Raw genomic sequence first — 17217 nt, 5'->3', positions numbered from 1 at the left:
CAATCCACGCGCGCAGGGCCGGATACATTTATGAAGCGGCAAGCGTCATTTGCGACGTCGCGGTCCCTTGCACGGGTGAGGCCGCCCAAACATTTTTTAGCCGATGACGCAGCAGGACGGCAACGTTATGCAGGGCACCAGATGCGGCACGAGGTTACCTCGTCCTGGTGAATGGGATCGCTCGCCGCGGCGCTTGATCGTCGTCAAATGATCCCACCGGAGACAGCGCTGTGGGGCAAGTAGGATCCTATCCCAAGGAGTTTAACGGCATAGCACTGGCCCACCAGTGTTTTCCGGTAGGGTCGGTTGTTGATGACAATCAACTTACGACATCGTCGTCACCTTTGTCGGCTCCGCGACATGCATTCTTCCTCCCCCCCAATCCCGTATTTTCCGCCCACGTCGCTGAAATAGCAGCAAATAATTGTCGTCAGCTCAATCGGCCGGCTTGGCACGAATCTTGAGAGCTATTGCAAGGCAGCGGGAGCGACCGGCGCCATCCACAGTGCGGCATAACCGCACCGAACACGTGAAGGAATACAAGCTATGGCATGCGCGACGACCAAGGAATTCACAGCAGCAATGAGATGAGCCCGACGGCGGTCAGGGAGGCATTCCGCATCGCCCAGGAGGAAAGACCGGGGCCAGTGCTTCTGAGCTTCCGGAAGCTATCGCTTCCGAAGAATGCCCAGGAGGTCGAAACGGTTCAATCGATGAGGAATCAAGATGACAAAGCGGAAGAGGGCGTTCTTCGTCAAGCGGGTCAGGGATGGCAAGAAGGGGTTCGCCAAGGCGGATTACGGCAAGAGGGAGGTCGCCATCGAGGATATCGGCAAGTCCAAGTGGAAGCCCAAAAAGTCTAAGCATAAAAGGAGCGGCGAAGGACACAAGATGGCACTCACCCTTCCACACAATCGGCGAACGCTTCTAACCGCGCCAATCTCCCTTTGCGCCCTATCGGGGCCGGCGCGCGCGGCTGATGTCATTGATCACGATAGGGTGCAGGGATTTCCCGACAGCACCTCCGGCTTCGTGTGGCACGAAACGCAACGGATGAAATGAAGGAAAGCAGACAACATGACAGATCTAATAGCGTCCATTATGAGCATAGTTCTCGCCTCAACGTTGGTTGGCGCGCAGAGCGAGAGTTCAATCATTGCTGACAGTGCCACCAATGCCATCGCATGGGACGGGGCGAAGGCTGGCCTGCAAACCCAAAACGGCCCGGTGCAGCCGGGCGACGAGCCCGTCGCATTATCGATTTCCACCCGCTGCGAGACGACGGCAAAATTTGGCTCCAATGATCCGGATGATCCAGTCGACGGCACCGTCAACCAGACCATCACCGAGTGGTTGGCGGCCGGCAACAAGGCCGATTGGAAATCCGACTTCGGTCTGGACAGCCCCGCTCTCGGCGACGCAGAAGACGAAATTGAAAGCGCCGGCTACGGCAAGGATCTCTTCCTGACCGGACTCGAGACCAAGGCCCGCGGCATCGATCCACATCGAAAGCAAATACTACCCCACCGCGGCATGTTCGATAATTCCGAGGGCATTCTCGAAAACACCATTTCAGCCGCCGCCAACGCGTTCAAGTACGGTTTCCATGGTGTCGAACTCGATCTTCGCGCTGATAAGAACGGCCATGCCTGGATGATGCACGACACAACGCTCGGGCGGGTTACCGGCGATCCGAACAATTGCCTGATTTCGGATGTCTCTACCGAGGAAATCAAGAACATGAACCTCTCGATATGGAATCCCATCACTAGTAGCCGCACGCTGGCACTTGACCGCAACGGCAATCCCCAAAAAATGGAGGACCTGCAGAGTATCATCGATTACATTCGTGAGAAAAAAAGAAACGGCGACGAGTTCAACGTCCTCATTGACCCCAAGGACGAAGGGTCGACGATCGCAGCAATCAAGATGCTCTCGGCGCCTGAGAATGCTGACGTACGGAGCCGCCTCGGCATCAAGATCTATTCGACCTATGTGCCCACTACCGATCGCGTCATTGCCAAATGGGACAAGAAGACCACCAATGTACTTGATGCGCTGGAGCAGGCCAATGTCGCCGTCCAACCGGACAACAAGCTCAACCTGATCCCCGTTCTCGTCACGGTCGAAGGGGTCCAGTCTTCTCACATCAAAGACGATTCAGTGACCCAGGCTGGCGATTGGCTGACCTCCTTCGACAAGCTGGGCGACCTGACCATGGTGCAAATCTCCCGCCTCAAGGGAACCGCTACCTTCGACGAGATGAACCAGGTGACCAAGTCATTCCGGGCAGCGGGTGAAACATTCGCCAACACGCCTCTCACGATGTCCTATATCTCCGAAGCCTTCTCCGTGAACGGTCAGAAGTTTTACTACAGCCATCAGGGCGTGCCGATCACCCTGCCCGGACGTCCCGACATGGATTTCCGTGCCACTTTCGGGGCGCTTGAGCCCTACGCCGATGTGCTGGTGGCCGACAATCCTTATCTGGAGACGCTCTATGCCGCTGGCTTTATCACCGAAGGCAATCATGCGGACTACTCTTTTCCGATCGATGCCCACTACAACCCGGCATCCATAATCGACGCACCGAAGGATATCATTGGCAAGCCAAGCTGGATGAGAAAGTCCACGCCGGCGTCTGGTCGATAACCACACCAACTGAACTGGATGTGGCCGAGTTCCTGGCCGCGCCTTGGGATGCGACGGCCAGCGGCGATGACAGCGAAGGCGCCTTGCCGATGCACCAGCTTCGGATCCTTGACGATATGGAACAGCGGCACTTCGCTGGCGCGGCGGAAGAAGGAAAAGGCAGCGTGAGCCGAAATGCGGCCGCCGGAACTGGCGAAGCCGCTTTTCGATCATCGGCGCCTAGGCCAGAACCCAACGGTTGACGGTGCTATGATCGACCTCGAAGCCACGTTCCCGGAACATCTCCTCAAGATCCCGATAGTTGAGTGGATAACCCAAATACCAGGCAACCGCCTGCACATCGGCCATGCCTCGAAATGCCGGCCATTGAAATCATCCTTCGATTGCCGCTTCAACTTTTCGGCAATAGCATTCAGAATCATAGGCTCGCTCCACAACTTTCGGAGCGGCATCTCTCTTCCCATGGTCAACATACCGTTGAGCGCCAAAATTTGCGACAGGCCCATGCGCAGCCTTCCTTCGAACGATCGGCTGGGCTTCCGGCCATGTAATACGCCGTCGAAATGTCGCTGAGTACTCTGCGCACGCCGCGCACGCTCTCCGCGGTGACCTTCGCTGCTTCCCTTTTCGACGGACACGCCATCCTTCCGCGCAAGGTCACCTCGCCATTGAGAACCGTCACCTTCACGACATCGTACGTCAGTCCGAGTTCCAGTTCCAAGCGCATTCTAACTGCAGTGGAAAGGGCGCCGTCGCCGATAGGAATGACGGTGTTTGCGGGCATAGACTCTTCCTCCGTTGCGACGGCGAGATCCTATGTCTGGTTTGCCGTTGCGGCGTTGATGCAGATCAACTGGCGGCCACGCCGCAAGCCAATCTCCGCGGCGGTCCCACGGTCGAAGGTGATTGAGCGGCGCGCGAGGTGCGGTGCCGGCGCTGTCACGTTGTTTGAATGTGGCCACGTGAGGCCGAGCCTGCGCTTTTCAGGCAGGCCGTGCACTCACGGCTTCCCACGCGGCCATTGCCTGGCGTCGATAGAGGTTTCGGACGGCGGAGAAGATCGACACGAAAGGTTGCAATGAGCCAACCGACCGGAAACCCTGTCGCGTTCGCTCCCGTTTTCTCAACGGCAGGTGAGAATTCTCCGCCCGGTTGTTCAAGCCATTATGCGAGCGGTGTTCCACGTTCGGCATGACCTGGCGTTTGGCCGCCCCGTAGGAGCGCAATTTGTCGGTGATCATACGCTTTGGCGGCATGCCCTGCTTCTTCAGAAGTCGCGTCAGCAGGCGCTTGGCCGCCTTGGTGTTACGGCGCGTCTGGACGATCTCGTCGAGCACATATCCCTCCTGATCAACCGCTCTCCACAACCAGCATTTCTGACCGTTGATGCGCACCACGACTTCATCGAAGTGCCAGACATCCCCTTTCGTCGGCGCCTTGCGGCGTATGCGGCGCGCTAATCAAGGCCATGCTTTCGGCACCATCGGCGGATGGTCTCCTAGGAAACGACGATCCCGAAATCGAGCAGCATTTCCTCGACATCGCGCAGGCGCAGATTAAAGCGAAAGTAGAGCCAGACAGCACGGGCTACGATTTCGATCGGATAGCGGTGGTTCTTGTAGGTCGGTGCACTCACGGTCATGGGTGCGCTGCTACCTCAATTTCCTTACCGCTCAATCAATGTGACAGTGCCCTCTCATCAACCCGTCCGACGGCGAGAGAGGATCATGAAGCGCTTCTAGTCAGCGCGACATCTTCAGCGTTTCGTTTCCGTACCGACCCGAACGCCAACCTCTTTAACGTTCCCCGCCACGATACTCCATCCACCCACCATCGAGAACTGCGAGCAACTGCCATGCAAGCATGGCGCCAAATCGCGCCCCTTCACGCCGAATGAACCAAAGCCTCACTCCCAGATCTTGTCTTCGCAGCGTTAAGTTTAGAGTGCCCGCCGAGCCGTTCGCGCAGGTCACGCCAGCGACCGCCGGAACGGGCGGTCCACAACAGCGCGTCCAGGAACAGCCGGTTGTTCGTGCGCGGGCGCGCGTTTGCCCTTCGTGCCGCCCGGCACACAATCCTTGATCCGTTCCCACTGGTCATCCCGAAGCGCATCACAATCCACGGCCGATCTCCAAAAGTCAGCCTTGAATCTGATTTGCGCCTCCGGCGGAATCCCACATCGTTAAATCGTCACCACGACCTAATTCGGTCGAAGCCTTTTGGTCGCAATCAGCATGACGAGATCTTCGGAGGCATCTGCGAGCGCCAGTGCCAATTCCGCAGCCGACCATCCACGTTTCTGCAAACTGACGAGCATTTCCACCATCGCGACTTCGACTTCTCGTCTGCAGCTCGAAATCGGCTTCAATTCGATATGTTTCTCATCACATGCCGTGGTCATCTCAGCCTCCGCTCTGCCATATGAAAGGCAGCGTCAACAATTTCGACAATTGGTGGATATGGTAGGGGTTGCATGCAAGCCTCGAGCCATTACGCATCGACACAGATTGCCTCGGCCGCGCGCAACCCCTCGCGCGCCATTATTTGCCGATGTCCGGCATCAGGAGCGTCTCGCATGAATCTGCACAATAGGTGGTGGAATTCTTCCCGGCGCCTGAGCGGGTGCACGCAGAATGATTCCTGTTGCAAGCAAACGCTTGCGCAAAGCGCGCAAGAACAATTCTCCGATAGTTCACGACCTATCCTCCTATTTTTGCATGTTTTGTTTTGAATAAATATCGTTTTACGTTGCCGGCGCCTCGAAACTACATTGCACCGGCAGCTGCGTATTTTGGAATTCCGAACTTCCTTCGGAATTAACCACTACTCATTTAGATATATGAACAGGACGCAATTGTCGTTATCGCTGCATCCTGAAAATTATCGGTCCGTCCATTTCTGCTCGCCATGGAATATGATAAGTAGCTTATGCACGTAAAGCTTTAGCCAATTCGGCTTTTGTAAGATGGCTGCGCGGTTCAGCCGCGAAAACGATTGTTTGCTTCAGTTTCAGCAGCCCGGATCCCGCTGCGGGACAGGAATGGCCGGCGCACCTGGAGCGGCGGTGGCCGTCCATATCGGTTGACTAAAGGGCCACGCAACACCATGTTGAGAGTTAACAACTAACCCAGCATCCTGAGAGACATGCGCTCCGGGCGGTTGGGGGAAAAAGCCGGCGCAAGGTTTTTTTATGTCTTGGGGGCAAGGTCAGCGTTTTGCGTCCCCAGCCGACCTACCTCTCGTTTCCTCTGCAAAACCTACCCAACCGCCCTTCCCTAACCCTTTGGCAAGTATCCTCGGGGGTCTGGGGGCAGACGGCCCCCAGGGGTGCTTCATTTTTGGCGTCGGCTAAATACGGAGCTACGACAAATCTGGTTCTCTTGCACTGCTAACGCCCTTTTTAAAAATGCGAAAAATTTAAAAAATGTCAGCGTCAGCGTTTTCTCTAAGTTTCGATAGTTTTAAAAGAAAGAAGTTTTATTCTAGTTTTAGGGTAAAAAAAGCTTCCTATATCAGTAGCTTACAAGGCGCTTTGGGATCGAAGTACGGTTTTGACGGAACGATGTACGGCAGTTGACGGAATGATGTACGGCGCCGACAGAACGAAGTACGGTTATCGTGGACCGAAGTACGGTGGACTTCGACATATCCACAGCCACTGGGGATAACTCCTCAAACATCGTGCCACAGCCATTTTTGTCAAAAAGAGGCGGATTGAAGTACGGTTTTGTGACAAATATCGCCTGTGAATCGCGCGCTCATATTTTTGTCAAAAATGGGCGGATCGAAGTACGGCGCTTGCCAAAATTAGGCGATCGCTGCGAGGTCCATCTCCCCGGGAAGGCTCTTGTTGCGCTTGCGCATGTGCAAGACCAGATCGTGACCGCGATCCTCAAGGTTGAGATCATAGTCAGGTAGCGGGGTAGTCTTGGCCGTCTCGACGATCTCCTCAATCGTCTGGCGGAATTTTCGCATCGGACCCTTCGCACCGCTACGCTTGTGCAGTTCCTTCAAGGAATAAAAGGCCGTGGTGTCGCCGGCAGCCTTACGGGCAAGGCGGTAAATGAAACGGGCTATCGGCCGTGACAGCAGGAAGTAGTCGGGATTGAGCGTCAGGATGGTCGGCTTTCCATCAGGCCGCACAACCCCTTCATAGACCCACCCCGGGATTTCAATCTCGACCTGGCCTATCCGATCCTGGTTGGTGCGGCTGACGACCTTGTAGCGACCGATCAGCGGGAAGGATTCGGTTGCGCGGCGGTCCCGGCCTTTACGATCGCCTTTAAGATTGGTGATGCGGATATTCGTTGCCTGCAGGCGCGCTAACGCACGCTCCAGATCCTCGTATTGCTTACCACCAAGCTCACGCCGGCAGAACTTGAGGATTTCGGCTGCAGCTGGGCGGTACACCTGGGGCGGAATGCTCGGCTTGAGGCCCTTGGCCTCGTCGATGCGGAAGCGCCGTGTGGCTTCCGCCAGATGCGAGATCATGTTGATGACGATGTCGTAGTCGTAAGCCGTTGCCAGCCCGACCTCCGCACCTCCTTCGATGGTGATGATGGAGTCTTTCAGCTCGTAGCGAATAACCCCTGCCCCGCCGGATTTGGACAGCGCAAAAGGTGCAATGTCCATGAGATTGAAGTCGTCCTTGAGCGGCGCGTCGTGAACAGACGGCACAAAAAACATCAGCTGGGCGTCATCGATCGGCGCCGGACGCGAAAACGCAGCGCTACGGCGAGGTGCTGGCAGCTCGTGCTTGAGGAGGGTTACAACCTCGTCGCTGCGAATACCGTCAGCCAAGCTCTCAAAGGTGCGGCGGAGCGGTCCGCCCACTTCGTTGAGGCGAAGGTCAGCCATGGAGCGACGGCTGTAGTAGCGGCGCAAACGCGCTAGCGCGTCCTTGTCCAATTCGACCGGATCCTCACCCCGCACGGCTATGATTAGACCGGCTACTTCCTGCAGGTAAGCGTTCTTGTGGTGCAGCGACAGCTCGGCGAACGCTTCGCGGGATTTGAGGTTGAGTTTCTTGGAGGCCATGCGGCAGTCTAGCTAGGATGAAACAACGTGACATCGACCTCCAGCCGGTACCGAGGGACGACCATGGTGAAAGCTTACCGCGAGACTTGAACGACCCGCCGGCTATGCAGGCAAGTTCTCGGCAAAAATGACGTCAAATGGCAAGGTCCGGTTTGGCGCGGCCGGCCGTATGCCTATGATGGAGGAAACCATCTCATCAATGACCGCACGCGCAAATGCCTCGATTGGTAAGCAGAGGAAACAACTGATAACGCCGTCAATCAGCGCGGGTCGCGTCGCGTCAGTCAGATCGTTGCAAACGACGACCGGCCGCTGGCCGCTACTATGAGCTCGAATTGCCTGAACAATCCCGTCCTGTCCGCCACCCGCATTGTATATGGCAGCGAGATCGGCGTGTCTATCAAGGAGGCTCGTTGTGACTTCACGAGCCACCTCTGGATTGTCGAAATTGACAATTGTTTCAAGCAACCGGGCCTCTTCTCCTATTTCACGGAAATAGGATCGAAACCCCATCTCACTGAGATCTTGCCCCAGGTATCTATGACTTCCCACGAGTGTGGCAATTTTGCCTTTGGCTCCGGCCATTTTGGAGATGATGAAAGCGCCGGTGCGGCCGACCTTGCGGCTATCCAAACCGATATACCCGGTGACCCCGCTCGCCGAAATTCCCGACAGCAAAGTGAAGACGGGCTTCTTTCGCAGATTGAGTTCATCAACGGCTAACACGACAAGCGGATGGTCGATCGCTACGACCGCGACCGCGTCTGTCCTCGATCCGACCTCCAGGATTTTCTTCCTCAGCGACTCCGCGGTGATGTCATCCACGAAAACGATGTCGGGCTTTCCCTTAACGTCAAGCCTGGATGAAAGCTCTTTTCTAAGGCCAGTAGCGACATTCTGATAGAATGGATCCGTCCCTTTCTGAAGTACGAAGCCAAGTCGGACGTTCCTTACGTTCCTTGCGTTCGTCCGGTGTCTTATGAGGGGCAGCGCATGATAGCCGATAGCTTCGGCCGCCTCTCTGACGCGATCGGCCGTTTCCTTTCTCACAGGGGCTCTGCCGTTGAGAACCCTATCGACCGTTGCCACGCCAACGTCCGCACGCCTTGCGACGTCGGCCGCTGTCGGTCTTGATTTTGCCGCCATTTTTCACCTCTTCGTAATTAAACCCGGTCGGCACTAGGATTTCGTAATCTCGTGGAATTAGCAAGCCGCATTCGTGATGAAATCATCACGGGATTCCGCAAGACCATGATGAGTTTGATAGGAACTGTCATGCTCGCGTTGAGCTGCGGGTAAGTCTCGCGTATATGCTCTTCACAAGAGCTAGGCCTCAACAACCACATCGTTGATTGTCAACGCCAGGATACAAAATGTTTCACAAAAGCGATCTCCAAGCCGACCCCGATGTCCATTTCGGCACGCTCGCCAACGGCATGCGATTTGCGATCATGCGCAATGTCACGCCGCCCGGGCAGGCAGCGATCCGCTTTCGCATTGGCTCCGGTTCGCTCGACGAAAACGATGACCAGCAGGGGCTGGCGCATTTTCTCGAGCACATGGCCTTTAAGGGTTCGACGAATGTCGCCGAAGGGGAGATGATCCCTATCCTGCAGCGCAAGGGCCTGGCCTTTGGGCGGGACATCAACGCCCATACCTCCTATGACGAGACTGTCTATAAATTCAATCTGCCTGAGGTCGATGCCGACACGGTTTCGACGGGCCTGATGTTGATGCGCGAGACGGCGAGCGAGCTGACCCTCGATGGCGGCGCCTTCGATCGCGAACGCGGCGTCATCCTGTCGGAAGAGCGGTCGCGTGATACGCCGCAGTACCGCGCGGCGCTCGGCATCACGAATTCGTTGCTCGCCGGCCAGCGCGCGACCATGCGCGCCCCGATCGGTAAAACCGACATCATCAGCAATGCCCCCGTGGAGCTTGTCCGTGATTATTACCGGGCCAACTACCGGCCCGAGCGGGCGATGCTGATGGTGGTGGGCGATATCGACCCCGCCGCCATGGAAGTCGAAATCCGCCAGCGCTTCGGCGACTGGAAGGCCGTGGGTCCGGCGCCGACAAAAGCGGATCTTGGCGCGCTGGAGACGAAAGGCGAAAGCGCCGAGGTCATCGTCGTTCCCGGCGGCATGACCAGCATACAGATCGCCTGGACGCGTCCCTATGACGCCGCGCCTGACACCTTCGCCAAGCGCCGCGCTGGGCTTATCGAAGATCTAGGCCTGAGGGTGCTCCAGCGTCGGCTGAGCACCATTGCCGGCAAGGCGGATGCCCCTTTCATCGAAGCGACCGCCTACTGCGAGGATCTCCTCCATTCCGCCCATGTCGTCCTGATCGCGGCGAACTCCGAGCCGGACAAATGGCAGGCGGCGCTCACGGCCATTGACCAGGAACAGCGCCGGATCCAGGAGTTCGGCGTTGCGCAGGCGGAGATCGATCGCGAAATTCGCGAATATCGCTCGGCCCTGCAAGCTGCTGCGGCCGGAGCCGCGACGCGGATGACGACCGACATTGCTTCCATGCTGGCTCGCAGCGTCGATGACGATCAAGTCTTCACCTCGCCCGCCGAAGACCTCTCGATGTTCGAGACGATGACGAACGGCGTCACGGCGGCCGAGGTCAATCAAGCCTTGCTGCATGCATTCTCCGGCAACGGTCCACAGGTCGTGCTACAGACGACCCAATCACCTGAGGGCGGAGCCGATACGGTTCGGCAAGTCTATGATGCTTCAAAGGCTATTGCTGTCTCGGCTCCATCCGGTGCGGCCGATGTCGCCTGGCCCTACACCCATTTCGGCGAACCGGGTGCCGTGGTCGAACGCCGTACGGACGAGGATCTGGGTTTGACCATGGTGGGCTTTTCCAACGGCGTGCGCCTTACCGTCAAGCCGACCAGGCTGCGTGCCAACGAAGTGCTGGTACGCGAAGATATCGGCCGCGGTCGGCTGGGCCTGCCGCACGACCGTTCCGCTGCGATCTGGGCATCTCCGGCCGTCGTGCTGTCCGGCCTGAAGGCCATGGATTACCAGGATATCCAGAAAGCACTGACAGCCAACATTGTCGGCGTCGACTTCTCGGTCGGCGACAGTTCCTTCAGGTTCGACGGTCGCACGCGGACGGAAGATCTTGCGACGCAATTGCAGCTAATGGCGGCATACACTTCCGATCCCGCATACCGCCCCGAGGCATTCAAGCGGGTGCAGCAGGAGTATTTGAGCGATCTCGATCAGTATGACGCGTCGCCCGGCGACGTTGTCGTCCGCGATTTGGCCGGGCTCGTGCATTCCGGCGACCCGCGCTGGACCTTCCCTGATCGCGCTGAGTTGTCCGCCGCTAAGCCGGAAGATTTCGAGGCGCTGTTCCGGCCTATGGTTTCCAATGGCCCGATCGACATTACCATCGTCGGCGACGTGACGGTGGACGACGCAATCCGGATGACAGCTGAAACCTTTGGCGCCTTGCCGCCGCGCCCGGAGACGGCGCCGAGCAATGATTGGGGTGACGTGCGTTTTCCGGCCGCGAACAAGACGCCCGTTTTGCGGACCCATAGCGGCAGGGCGGATATTGCAGCCGCTGCCTTGGGAGTTCCAGTCGGCGATTTGCTCTCCGATCTGCCGCGGTCGTTCACTGCTAAGATCGCCACCCACATTTTCCAAAACAGGCTGATTGACCAGTTTCGTATTGCCGAAGGCGCAAGCTATGCCCTGAAGAGCGATGTTGACCTGTCAAGGGAAGTTCCCGGCTACGGCTGCGCCTATTTCTCCGTCGGGACGGAACCGGAAAAGGTCCCGCGTTTCTACGCAGTTGTCGAAGAGATCGCCACCGACCTGCGGTCGCATGATGTTTCTCCGGATGAGCTTGCGCGCGCTCGCGAGCCCATCGTCGAGACATTGAAGCATCAGCAGCAGAGCAACGAATATTGGATTGAAGATCTGCACCACGCCCAGACGGACTCGCGTCGTTTGGACCGGATACGCAATAGTCTCACCGGCTACGGCAAAGTCACCGCCGGAGATATCCGCGTGTTTGCCGCGACCTATTTCAGTCCGGAAAAATTCTGGAAATTCGAAGTGCTGCCGGCGACGGTAAGATAGCGGGCGAGGCCGGTTGCGATCAGGGGCGGCGTTTAACGGGCCTGTCGCAAATTTTTGCGCTTAACGGTATGGCCAACGCACTCGATATCCCCGTGACAGCCGAAGGTGTCGAGACCCAGCGGCAAGCCGAAATATTGCGGGATTCAGGCAGCGATCAATTGCAGGGGTATTTGGTTGGCAAGCCTATGTCGGCCAACGAGATTCATGAAAAACTGCTACGGGATGGGGTCGCCCCATGACATTGCTTGGCGTTTTATAGACGTCACGGCACCCGCTCGATCAGCTTGTTCGACCAGCGACGCCGGCCGTCAACCATATGCAAAAACAGATAGAAATTTATTGGTTTGCATATGGTTGGCGGCGGAATGATCGCCATTGCTCGTCTCCGGCTTAGGCCCTCCTACGTCAGGCTTCTCCATCCTGGTTGGTTGGGCAGACCGGCCCGCATGGCGCAAGCGCATCGAATTAATGACTATTCAACCGATATCTGTTATACCAATCCAGTGCGAACAGCTGGAACAAACGTCAGCTGGAGCTCATTGAATGATCGACAAAAGAAGAGTATGAGTGACATCGATCTCTAAAGAGAAGAGAAATGGATTCAGATCGCGCCCACTTTGATGTTGATCAGCGCCGCCGCGAAAAACAGCGGGATCGCGAGCTTGACTCAGCGCGTCTTCTCAAGGGCGAGGTCGACGCCGATAAACTTTTCGAGCGCAATGGCTTGTTCTCGGCATTCAAACCAGAGCAGATGAGCATTGGGCAACGTAGGGTGCGCATGCAGCTGGCATGACGGTCTACAATGAGTTTCTGCGTCCGGACGAAGTCATCAAAATAGTTTCGAATCTTACTGTCGATGATGAGGCTTTCATCGTCGGTGGACAGGCGACATTTCTTTGGGCTGGCTTCTACGAAACTGTGCAGCCCGAGCTCGAAAAGTACAAACCATTCACGAGTAAAGACATCGATTACTATGGCGGTGTGCAAGCGGCCGAAAAATTAGCGGAAGCCATCGGTGGCACCGTCAAGACACCTGACAAAGACAGTATGAATTCGCCAAGTACCGCAATTGTCGAAGCGAATATGAACGGCCGTCCAATTATCGTGGACTTCCTCCATGACATCATTGGTGTCAAACGAGAGGAATTTCGAAACGGCGTAACCACCATCATGCTTCGAAGCGAAGACGGCTCCACCATAGAGGTGGCGGTGATGCACCCTGTGCTGTGCCTGAAAAGCCGTATCGGCAACATTATGAGCCCGGCGACACAACGACGCGATGAGATCGCAATCCGTCAGATAAATGCCGCATGGTGGGTTGTCCGGACTTATATCGACGACGCCCTCGAAGACAACGACCACAAAGAAGCGGTCCATTGCCTATCAGATCTGTTTTGCTTCCTGAGAAGCCATCAGTTTGGCCGGAATGCTCACGACGTCACGGGTACCGACGTCCTCGACATACTCAAACATTTCGTGGACGACACAAGGCTAGACGAGCGATGGCGGAAGCGAACATTAATACCGGCAATCGAGAAGATTGAAAGCAGGCGGGAAGCGCGCGCGAGGCGAGCAACCGGAGGAATGGGAATATTATCCTGAACATTAGAAATCAGCAGAATGCCGATGAGAATCAGCGCAGTAGCAGCCCGCGGATTTTTTTCCGAGCGTTTGCGAGCGCTACTCCCTTTGTGTGAATTGCGGGGACAAGTCGATATCGTCACAGTGTCTTTAAGATTTTTCTGCTGAACTGGGGCGATGAAGAAGCCTCCGAGATCAAAACCCCTCCTGCGTGACGCCGGGGCCCCGATCCGTTCCAGGCCGCGAGGCAAGCGCAATCCCGCCCAGCCACAGCTGCTGTTCGATCCCATGCCTGAGCGCGTCGAGCCTGCGCTGGCGCAACTGAAGTCCCGTCCCCCAAAGGGAAGCGAGTGGAGCTGGGAGCTGAAATTGGATGGCTATCGCCTTGCCGTTCATATCAAGCCCCAAGGGATCCGGATCCTCACGCGTGGCGGCCATGACTGGACGCACCGGTTTCCGGCGATAGAGCAGGCCGCCCGAGCGCTCGGACCGGCGACGATGATCATCGACGGCGAAGCCGTCGTGCTCGATGAAGAGGGCCGGCCGGATTTTGGGCTGCTGCAGCAATCGCTGGGCGCATCCGGCAAACAAGCTGGCAGCCGAGCCTCCAACGCCGTCCTTTACGCTTTCGATCTTGTTTATCTGGACGGCCACGATCTGCGCGGTGTCGAATACCGGTCCCGCCGACATCTTCTCGAGGACTTGTTGAACGGCGCAAAGGACGAGCAGGTCGGCGCTATTCGGCTATCGGAAACACTCGATGGCGAACCAGCTGTCCTGCTTGAGCATGTCTGCCGCCTCGGCCTGGAAGGCATTGTCGGCAAGCACCTCGATCGGCCCTATCGCTCTGGCCGGACCGGAGACTGGGTGAAAATCAAATGCGTCCAGAGCGAGGCCTTCTTCATCGTCGGCTATGAAATGTCATCAGCTTCGCCTGCCGGCTTCGGCTCGTTGATACTCGCAGCGTATCGTGGTGATGAGCTCGTCCACATGGGGAGCGTCACCGGATTCAAGGAAGCTGAGGCCATCAGGTTGCGGAAGATGCTGGACGCGCTGCGATGGAATCGAAAGCAACCGCCCCTGCCCTATTCCGGAAGTGCCGATATTGCCTGGGTCGAACCGACCCTAATCGCCGAGATCGAGTTCCGCGCCTGGACGTCGGACGGGAAACTCCGTCATCCGTCGTACAAGGGCTTGCGAGAACGCCAGGACAATGCCGACGTCTTCCGGCTCGACTAGCGAAATCAGCGCCATCCGCTAGATTGGTCACCATTCGAGCTCACGTGGAGTAGATGGCCTGCTATGTGTAACCTCTATCGCATGGAAGACAAGGACTGGGTCGCCAAATGGGCCCAGGACGCCCAAAGCCTGATCAATCTGATGCCCGCCTACCAGATGAACCCCGATCAGATGGGGCCGATCGTCCGCAACACCGCCGACGGCAAGAAGCAACTGGTCCATGCGCGCTGGGGACTGCCCTCGCCGCGCTTCGCACTTGAGAAGGCGGCCAAGGTAAAGGCCGAGAAACTTGCGGCGAAAGGCAAGCCGTTCGATCTCGAAGAACTGATCCGCATGGAGGCCGACCGCGGCACGACCAACGTGCGCAAGCTCAGTTTCCCTCACTGGACGCGATGGTTCGGTGTCGAAAACAGATGTCTCGTCCCGGTCACCAGTTTCGCCGAGCCGGATCCGGCCAGCCAGCAGCAAGGCGGCAACGTGCCGAACGCCTGGTTCGCCCGTGACGCAACCAAGCCGCTGATGTTCTTTGCCGGTCTCCATGTGCCGCAATGGCAGAGTGTTCGAAAGGTCAGGGACGGCCTGACCACTGATGACCTCTATGGCTTTTTGACCACGGGTCCCAACGACCTGGTGAAACCGATCCATGACAAGGCCATGCCGGTCCTGTTGCTGACGAAGGAAGAGACCGACATCTGGATGCGGGCGCCCTGGGAAGAGGCCAAGAAACTTGCCCGCCCGCTACCGAATGACGCGCTGATCATCTCGTCCCGCGAACCATACGGATCCACGATTGTCTCGAAATCCGGAGAGCCGGTGGAACAGGGCATTCTCCTTTGACGTCTGCACTCAGCGCTTGAATGCATCGGAAAATGAAAAAGCCTGCCGCGGGAGGAGGTGCGGCAGGCTTCTCGGAATATTGAACAACGGCTGGGAGGAGGAGTGCCGCTGTTCCGTCAGGCTCCCCTTGGGAGGAGGAGCGGGTCGCCTGATACACGAAGCTCTGCGGGAGGAGGTGCATTGCTTCGTTGACCTGAAGATATCAGATGCTGCCCCGACCGCCAGCGCTCAGATCGCAGTGCAGCCATGCGCATGTTGCAATGCAATATAAAATCTTGTGCTCATTTTTCGGCCATTACAGCTTTGATTGTGGTGGGCTCGAAACCGAGAACGAATTCGATCACCTTGGCGGAGGACATTTCGCACGGCTTCAGTATCGGCCCAGGTCCAGCCAATCGATAGAGGTTGAAGCTGACGATATTGGTTCCGCTAAGCTCCTGGCCATAGAGCCAGGTCCGTTTGCCATCCTCCGACCGCTTGACGGTCACGCCCCATGATCGATTACCAAAATGTCCGTCGACATAGCCGTCCGGCAATCTGGCAAGCGCGTCCTCGAACCTCGCCTGAACCGATGGAGGTGTTTTGCCGCCGGCGGTCATGGTGCCAGGCATTCGTCGCAAATGCCGCAGCCATCGTCATCCATACTCGACGCCGAACGTAACGTTCGACAGCACGGACATGTCGCTGCATCTGGCGCACAGGTGTCATCGCGGTCCGGCGGAAGAATTTCGATGCGTACTTCCGGCATATCGGACGCGCTTCGATCCATAGCGATGCTCCAGCTCAGGTTTACACCTGAAATAGTACGCCTCGAAGGCCGCACAAGCCGGCAGAGATGCCGTCAACGACGATCCAGTTCGAATACAGTGCCACAATTGCGCGCCTTATTGACGATCTTCCCCCAACCTTGTTCATTTGCCCAATGTTCAAAGCCGCAAACGCTGTGCAGATCAGGGTTTCCATCGACGACATCGAGCCGGACGTCTGGCGCCGTTTGGTGCTGCCGGTCCATTGGAACCTCGAGCATCTGCATCTCGGAATTCAGGCCGCATTCAACTGGTGGAACTATCATCTCTATGAATTCCGCATCGGTGGTCTTCGGTATGGCGACGTCGAGACCCTGATGGAGGATGCAACCGATGACGATCCTCGAGTCTTCGATCAGAGAGAGGTTCGCTTGCTGGACTTCGAGCAAGGTGCCGTCTTCAGCTATCACTACGATTTCGGGGATGGCTGGCGGCACACCGTCGCAGTCGAGGAGTTCTTGACGCTCGCTGCTACGCCCAAACAAGGAAGCTGCATCGCCGGCGAACGGGCGCGACCGCCCGAAGATGTTGGTGGCGTGTCGGGATATGAGCGATTCCTGGAGATCATCGCCGATCGGGAAGATCCAGAATATGCTGAAACCATTCGGTGGTGCGGTGGGTACTTCGATCCGGAACGGTTCGACCTTTCGATGACGGACAAGGATCTCCGCAATGCTCTACGTACGAACGTCAAAAGGCGTCTTTATCAACCGAAGCCGAAAGACGCACCGAGGAAATGAGTTGGGGGAGGGTTTCGAGGTGGACCGCAAGCCTGTCGCTTCAGAGGCCCGCAAATTTCGAATGCACCTCCAGTTAACACCGCCCAGTCCCTAGAGGAATGACCATGGGGCCGGAGAACGAACCCGCTGCGCGGGAGGGCGTCTGCGGTTGAGATAGAGGGCATAGGCTGGAGGTTGCGCCTGGATTGAACGTCGTCCGGCAAGGGCGGAGCATGA

14 protein-coding genes and 5 pseudogenes are annotated in these 17217 nt (G+C 57.2%); 10 read left to right on the top strand and 9 right to left on the bottom strand.

All coding sequences use genetic code 11. From position 1 onward, the window contains the following. The first annotated feature begins 726 nt into the window (after positions 1-726). The gene (locus ACMUVN_RS32040; RefSeq protein ID WP_017969044.1) at positions 727-1062 is read left to right on the top strand and encodes a hypothetical protein; all 336 of its coding nucleotides are present in this window, start codon (positions 727-729) and stop codon (positions 1060-1062) included. Positions 1063-1077: 15 nt separating this feature from the next. Continuing rightward, the gene (locus ACMUVN_RS32035; RefSeq protein WP_080635762.1) at positions 1078-2652 is read left to right on the top strand and encodes a glycerophosphodiester phosphodiesterase family protein; all 1575 of its coding nucleotides are present in this window, start codon (positions 1078-1080) and stop codon (positions 2650-2652) included. Between the two features lie 17 nt (positions 2653-2669). Here ACMUVN_RS32035 and ACMUVN_RS32030 read toward each other — a convergent pair. The 4 genes and pseudogenes from ACMUVN_RS32030 to ACMUVN_RS32015 form a co-directional block, all read right to left on the bottom strand. Beyond that, positions 2670-2816, bottom strand: a pseudogene (locus ACMUVN_RS32030) (DUF2794 domain-containing protein); the annotation flags it as partial. Between the two features lie 58 nt (positions 2817-2874). Continuing rightward, positions 2875-3074, bottom strand: a pseudogene (locus ACMUVN_RS32025) (IS6 family transposase); the annotation flags it as partial. Between the two features lie 44 nt (positions 3075-3118). Continuing rightward, positions 3119-3436, bottom strand: a complete 318-nt coding sequence (locus ACMUVN_RS32020; RefSeq protein ID WP_017969047.1) for a BON domain-containing protein — start codon at positions 3434-3436, stop codon at positions 3119-3121. 199 nt (positions 3437-3635) lie between these two features. Continuing rightward, positions 3636-4294 (bottom strand): annotated as a pseudogene (locus ACMUVN_RS32015) (IS6 family transposase). A gap of 52 nt (positions 4295-4346) precedes the next feature. On the opposite strand from ACMUVN_RS32015, the pseudogene ACMUVN_RS32010 reads away from it, so the two are divergent. Then, positions 4347-4549, top strand: a pseudogene (locus tag ACMUVN_RS32010) (IS6 family transposase); the annotation flags it as partial. A 53-nt stretch (positions 4550-4602) separates the two neighbouring features. On the opposite strand, the pseudogene ACMUVN_RS32005 reads toward ACMUVN_RS32010, so the two are convergent. The 4 genes and pseudogenes from ACMUVN_RS32005 to ACMUVN_RS31990 all read right to left on the bottom strand — a co-directional run. Further along, positions 4603-4774, bottom strand: a pseudogene (locus ACMUVN_RS32005) (transposase); the annotation flags it as partial. Positions 4775-4852: 78 nt separating this feature from the next. Then, complete coding sequence (locus tag ACMUVN_RS32000; protein WP_077987990.1) at positions 4853-5053, bottom strand: hypothetical protein; 201 nt, start codon at positions 5051-5053, stop codon at positions 4853-4855. 1406 nt (positions 5054-6459) lie between these two features. After that, positions 6460-7689, bottom strand: coding sequence for a replication initiator protein A (locus ACMUVN_RS31995; RefSeq protein WP_017969049.1), 1230 nt, complete (start codon positions 7687-7689; stop codon positions 6460-6462). A gap of 102 nt (positions 7690-7791) precedes the next feature. Next, complete coding sequence (locus ACMUVN_RS31990; RefSeq protein ID WP_065277087.1) at positions 7792-8835, bottom strand: LacI family DNA-binding transcriptional regulator; 1044 nt, start codon at positions 8833-8835, stop codon at positions 7792-7794. Between the two features lie 227 nt (positions 8836-9062). Between ACMUVN_RS31990 and ACMUVN_RS31985 the strand changes: the two genes are divergently transcribed. The 6 genes from ACMUVN_RS31985 to ACMUVN_RS31960 all read left to right on the top strand — a co-directional run bounded on the left by ACMUVN_RS31985 (position 9063) and on the right by ACMUVN_RS31960 (position 15455). Further along, a complete protein-coding gene (locus tag ACMUVN_RS31985; RefSeq protein WP_065277088.1) occupies positions 9063-11798 on the top strand; it encodes a M16 family metallopeptidase in 2736 nt (911 codons plus the stop codon). 68 nt (positions 11799-11866) lie between these two features. Further along, positions 11867-12037, top strand: a complete 171-nt coding sequence (locus ACMUVN_RS31980) for an EAL domain-containing protein (RefSeq protein ID WP_081295638.1) — start codon at positions 11867-11869, stop codon at positions 12035-12037. Between the two features lie 356 nt (positions 12038-12393). Then, positions 12394-12591, top strand: a complete 198-nt coding sequence (locus tag ACMUVN_RS31975) for a hypothetical protein (protein WP_017969054.1) — start codon at positions 12394-12396, stop codon at positions 12589-12591. Then, positions 12588-13400 carry a hypothetical protein gene (locus ACMUVN_RS31970; protein ID WP_017969055.1) on the top strand — a complete coding sequence of 271 codons (813 nt, stop codon included), beginning with the start codon at positions 12588-12590 and terminating at the stop codon, positions 13398-13400. The genes ACMUVN_RS31975 and ACMUVN_RS31970 overlap by 4 nt, the downstream gene beginning before the upstream one ends. 156 nt (positions 13401-13556) lie before the next feature. Further along, positions 13557-14618: a non-homologous end-joining DNA ligase gene (ligD, locus tag ACMUVN_RS31965; RefSeq protein ID WP_414815974.1), complete on the top strand. Its 1062-nt coding sequence runs from the start codon at positions 13557-13559 to the stop codon at positions 14616-14618. Positions 14619-14681: 63 nt separating this feature from the next. Beyond that, a complete protein-coding gene (locus ACMUVN_RS31960; RefSeq protein WP_017969056.1) occupies positions 14682-15455 on the top strand; it encodes an SOS response-associated peptidase family protein in 774 nt (257 codons plus the stop codon). Between the two features lie 281 nt (positions 15456-15736). Here the strand turns inward: ACMUVN_RS31960 and ACMUVN_RS31955 are convergent, their stop codons facing one another. Continuing rightward, complete coding sequence (locus tag ACMUVN_RS31955; protein ID WP_017969057.1) at positions 15737-16066, bottom strand: hypothetical protein; 330 nt, start codon at positions 16064-16066, stop codon at positions 15737-15739. Positions 16067-16377: 311 nt separating this feature from the next. On the opposite strand from ACMUVN_RS31955, the gene ACMUVN_RS31950 reads away from it, so the two are divergent. Further along, on the top strand, positions 16378-17001 hold the full coding sequence (locus ACMUVN_RS31950; RefSeq protein WP_026154662.1) for a plasmid pRiA4b ORF-3 family protein: 624 nt from the start codon (positions 16378-16380) through the stop codon (positions 16999-17001). Positions 17002-17217 lie beyond the last annotated feature (216 nt).

The sequence above is a fragment of the Rhizobium sp. IY2 genome, from assembly GCF_047532935.1.
GTDB lineage: Bacteria > Pseudomonadota > Alphaproteobacteria > Rhizobiales > Rhizobiaceae > Rhizobium > Rhizobium anhuiense.
The sequence above is the reverse complement of the archived record's forward strand: the minus strand, read 5'-3'. Positions and strand labels throughout refer to the sequence as shown.

What these genes read in the sequence shown, in the direction of transcription:
- ACMUVN_RS32040 (WP_017969044.1), top strand. Translation starts at nt 727, where the DNA reads ATGACAAAGCGGAAGAGGGCGTTCTTCGTCAAGCGGGTCAGGGATGGC.
- ACMUVN_RS32035 (WP_080635762.1), top strand. Translation starts at nt 1,078, where the DNA reads ATGACAGATCTAATAGCGTCCATTATGAGCATAGTTCTCGCCTCAACG.
- ACMUVN_RS32020 (WP_017969047.1), bottom strand. Translation starts at nt 3,436, where the DNA reads ATGCCCGCAAACACCGTCATTCCTATCGGCGACGGCGCCCTTTCCACT.
- ACMUVN_RS32000 (WP_077987990.1), bottom strand. Translation starts at nt 5,053, where the DNA reads ATGACCACGGCATGTGATGAGAAACATATCGAATTGAAGCCGATTTCG.
- ACMUVN_RS31995 (WP_017969049.1), bottom strand. Translation starts at nt 7,689, where the DNA reads ATGGCCTCCAAGAAACTCAACCTCAAATCCCGCGAAGCGTTCGCCGAG.
- ACMUVN_RS31990 (WP_065277087.1), bottom strand. Translation starts at nt 8,835, where the DNA reads ATGGCGGCAAAATCAAGACCGACAGCGGCCGACGTCGCAAGGCGTGCG.
- ACMUVN_RS31985 (WP_065277088.1), top strand. Translation starts at nt 9,063, where the DNA reads ATGTTTCACAAAAGCGATCTCCAAGCCGACCCCGATGTCCATTTCGGC.
- ACMUVN_RS31980 (WP_081295638.1), top strand. Translation starts at nt 11,867, where the DNA reads ATGGCCAACGCACTCGATATCCCCGTGACAGCCGAAGGTGTCGAGACC.
- ACMUVN_RS31975 (WP_017969054.1), top strand. Translation starts at nt 12,394, where the DNA reads ATGGATTCAGATCGCGCCCACTTTGATGTTGATCAGCGCCGCCGCGAA.
- ACMUVN_RS31970 (WP_017969055.1), top strand. Translation starts at nt 12,588, where the DNA reads ATGACGGTCTACAATGAGTTTCTGCGTCCGGACGAAGTCATCAAAATA.
- ligD (WP_414815974.1), top strand. Translation starts at nt 13,557, where the DNA reads ATGAAGAAGCCTCCGAGATCAAAACCCCTCCTGCGTGACGCCGGGGCC.
- ACMUVN_RS31960 (WP_017969056.1), top strand. Translation starts at nt 14,682, where the DNA reads ATGTGTAACCTCTATCGCATGGAAGACAAGGACTGGGTCGCCAAATGG.
- ACMUVN_RS31955 (WP_017969057.1), bottom strand. Translation starts at nt 16,066, where the DNA reads ATGCCTGGCACCATGACCGCCGGCGGCAAAACACCTCCATCGGTTCAG.
- ACMUVN_RS31950 (WP_026154662.1), top strand. Translation starts at nt 16,378, where the DNA reads ATGTTCAAAGCCGCAAACGCTGTGCAGATCAGGGTTTCCATCGACGAC.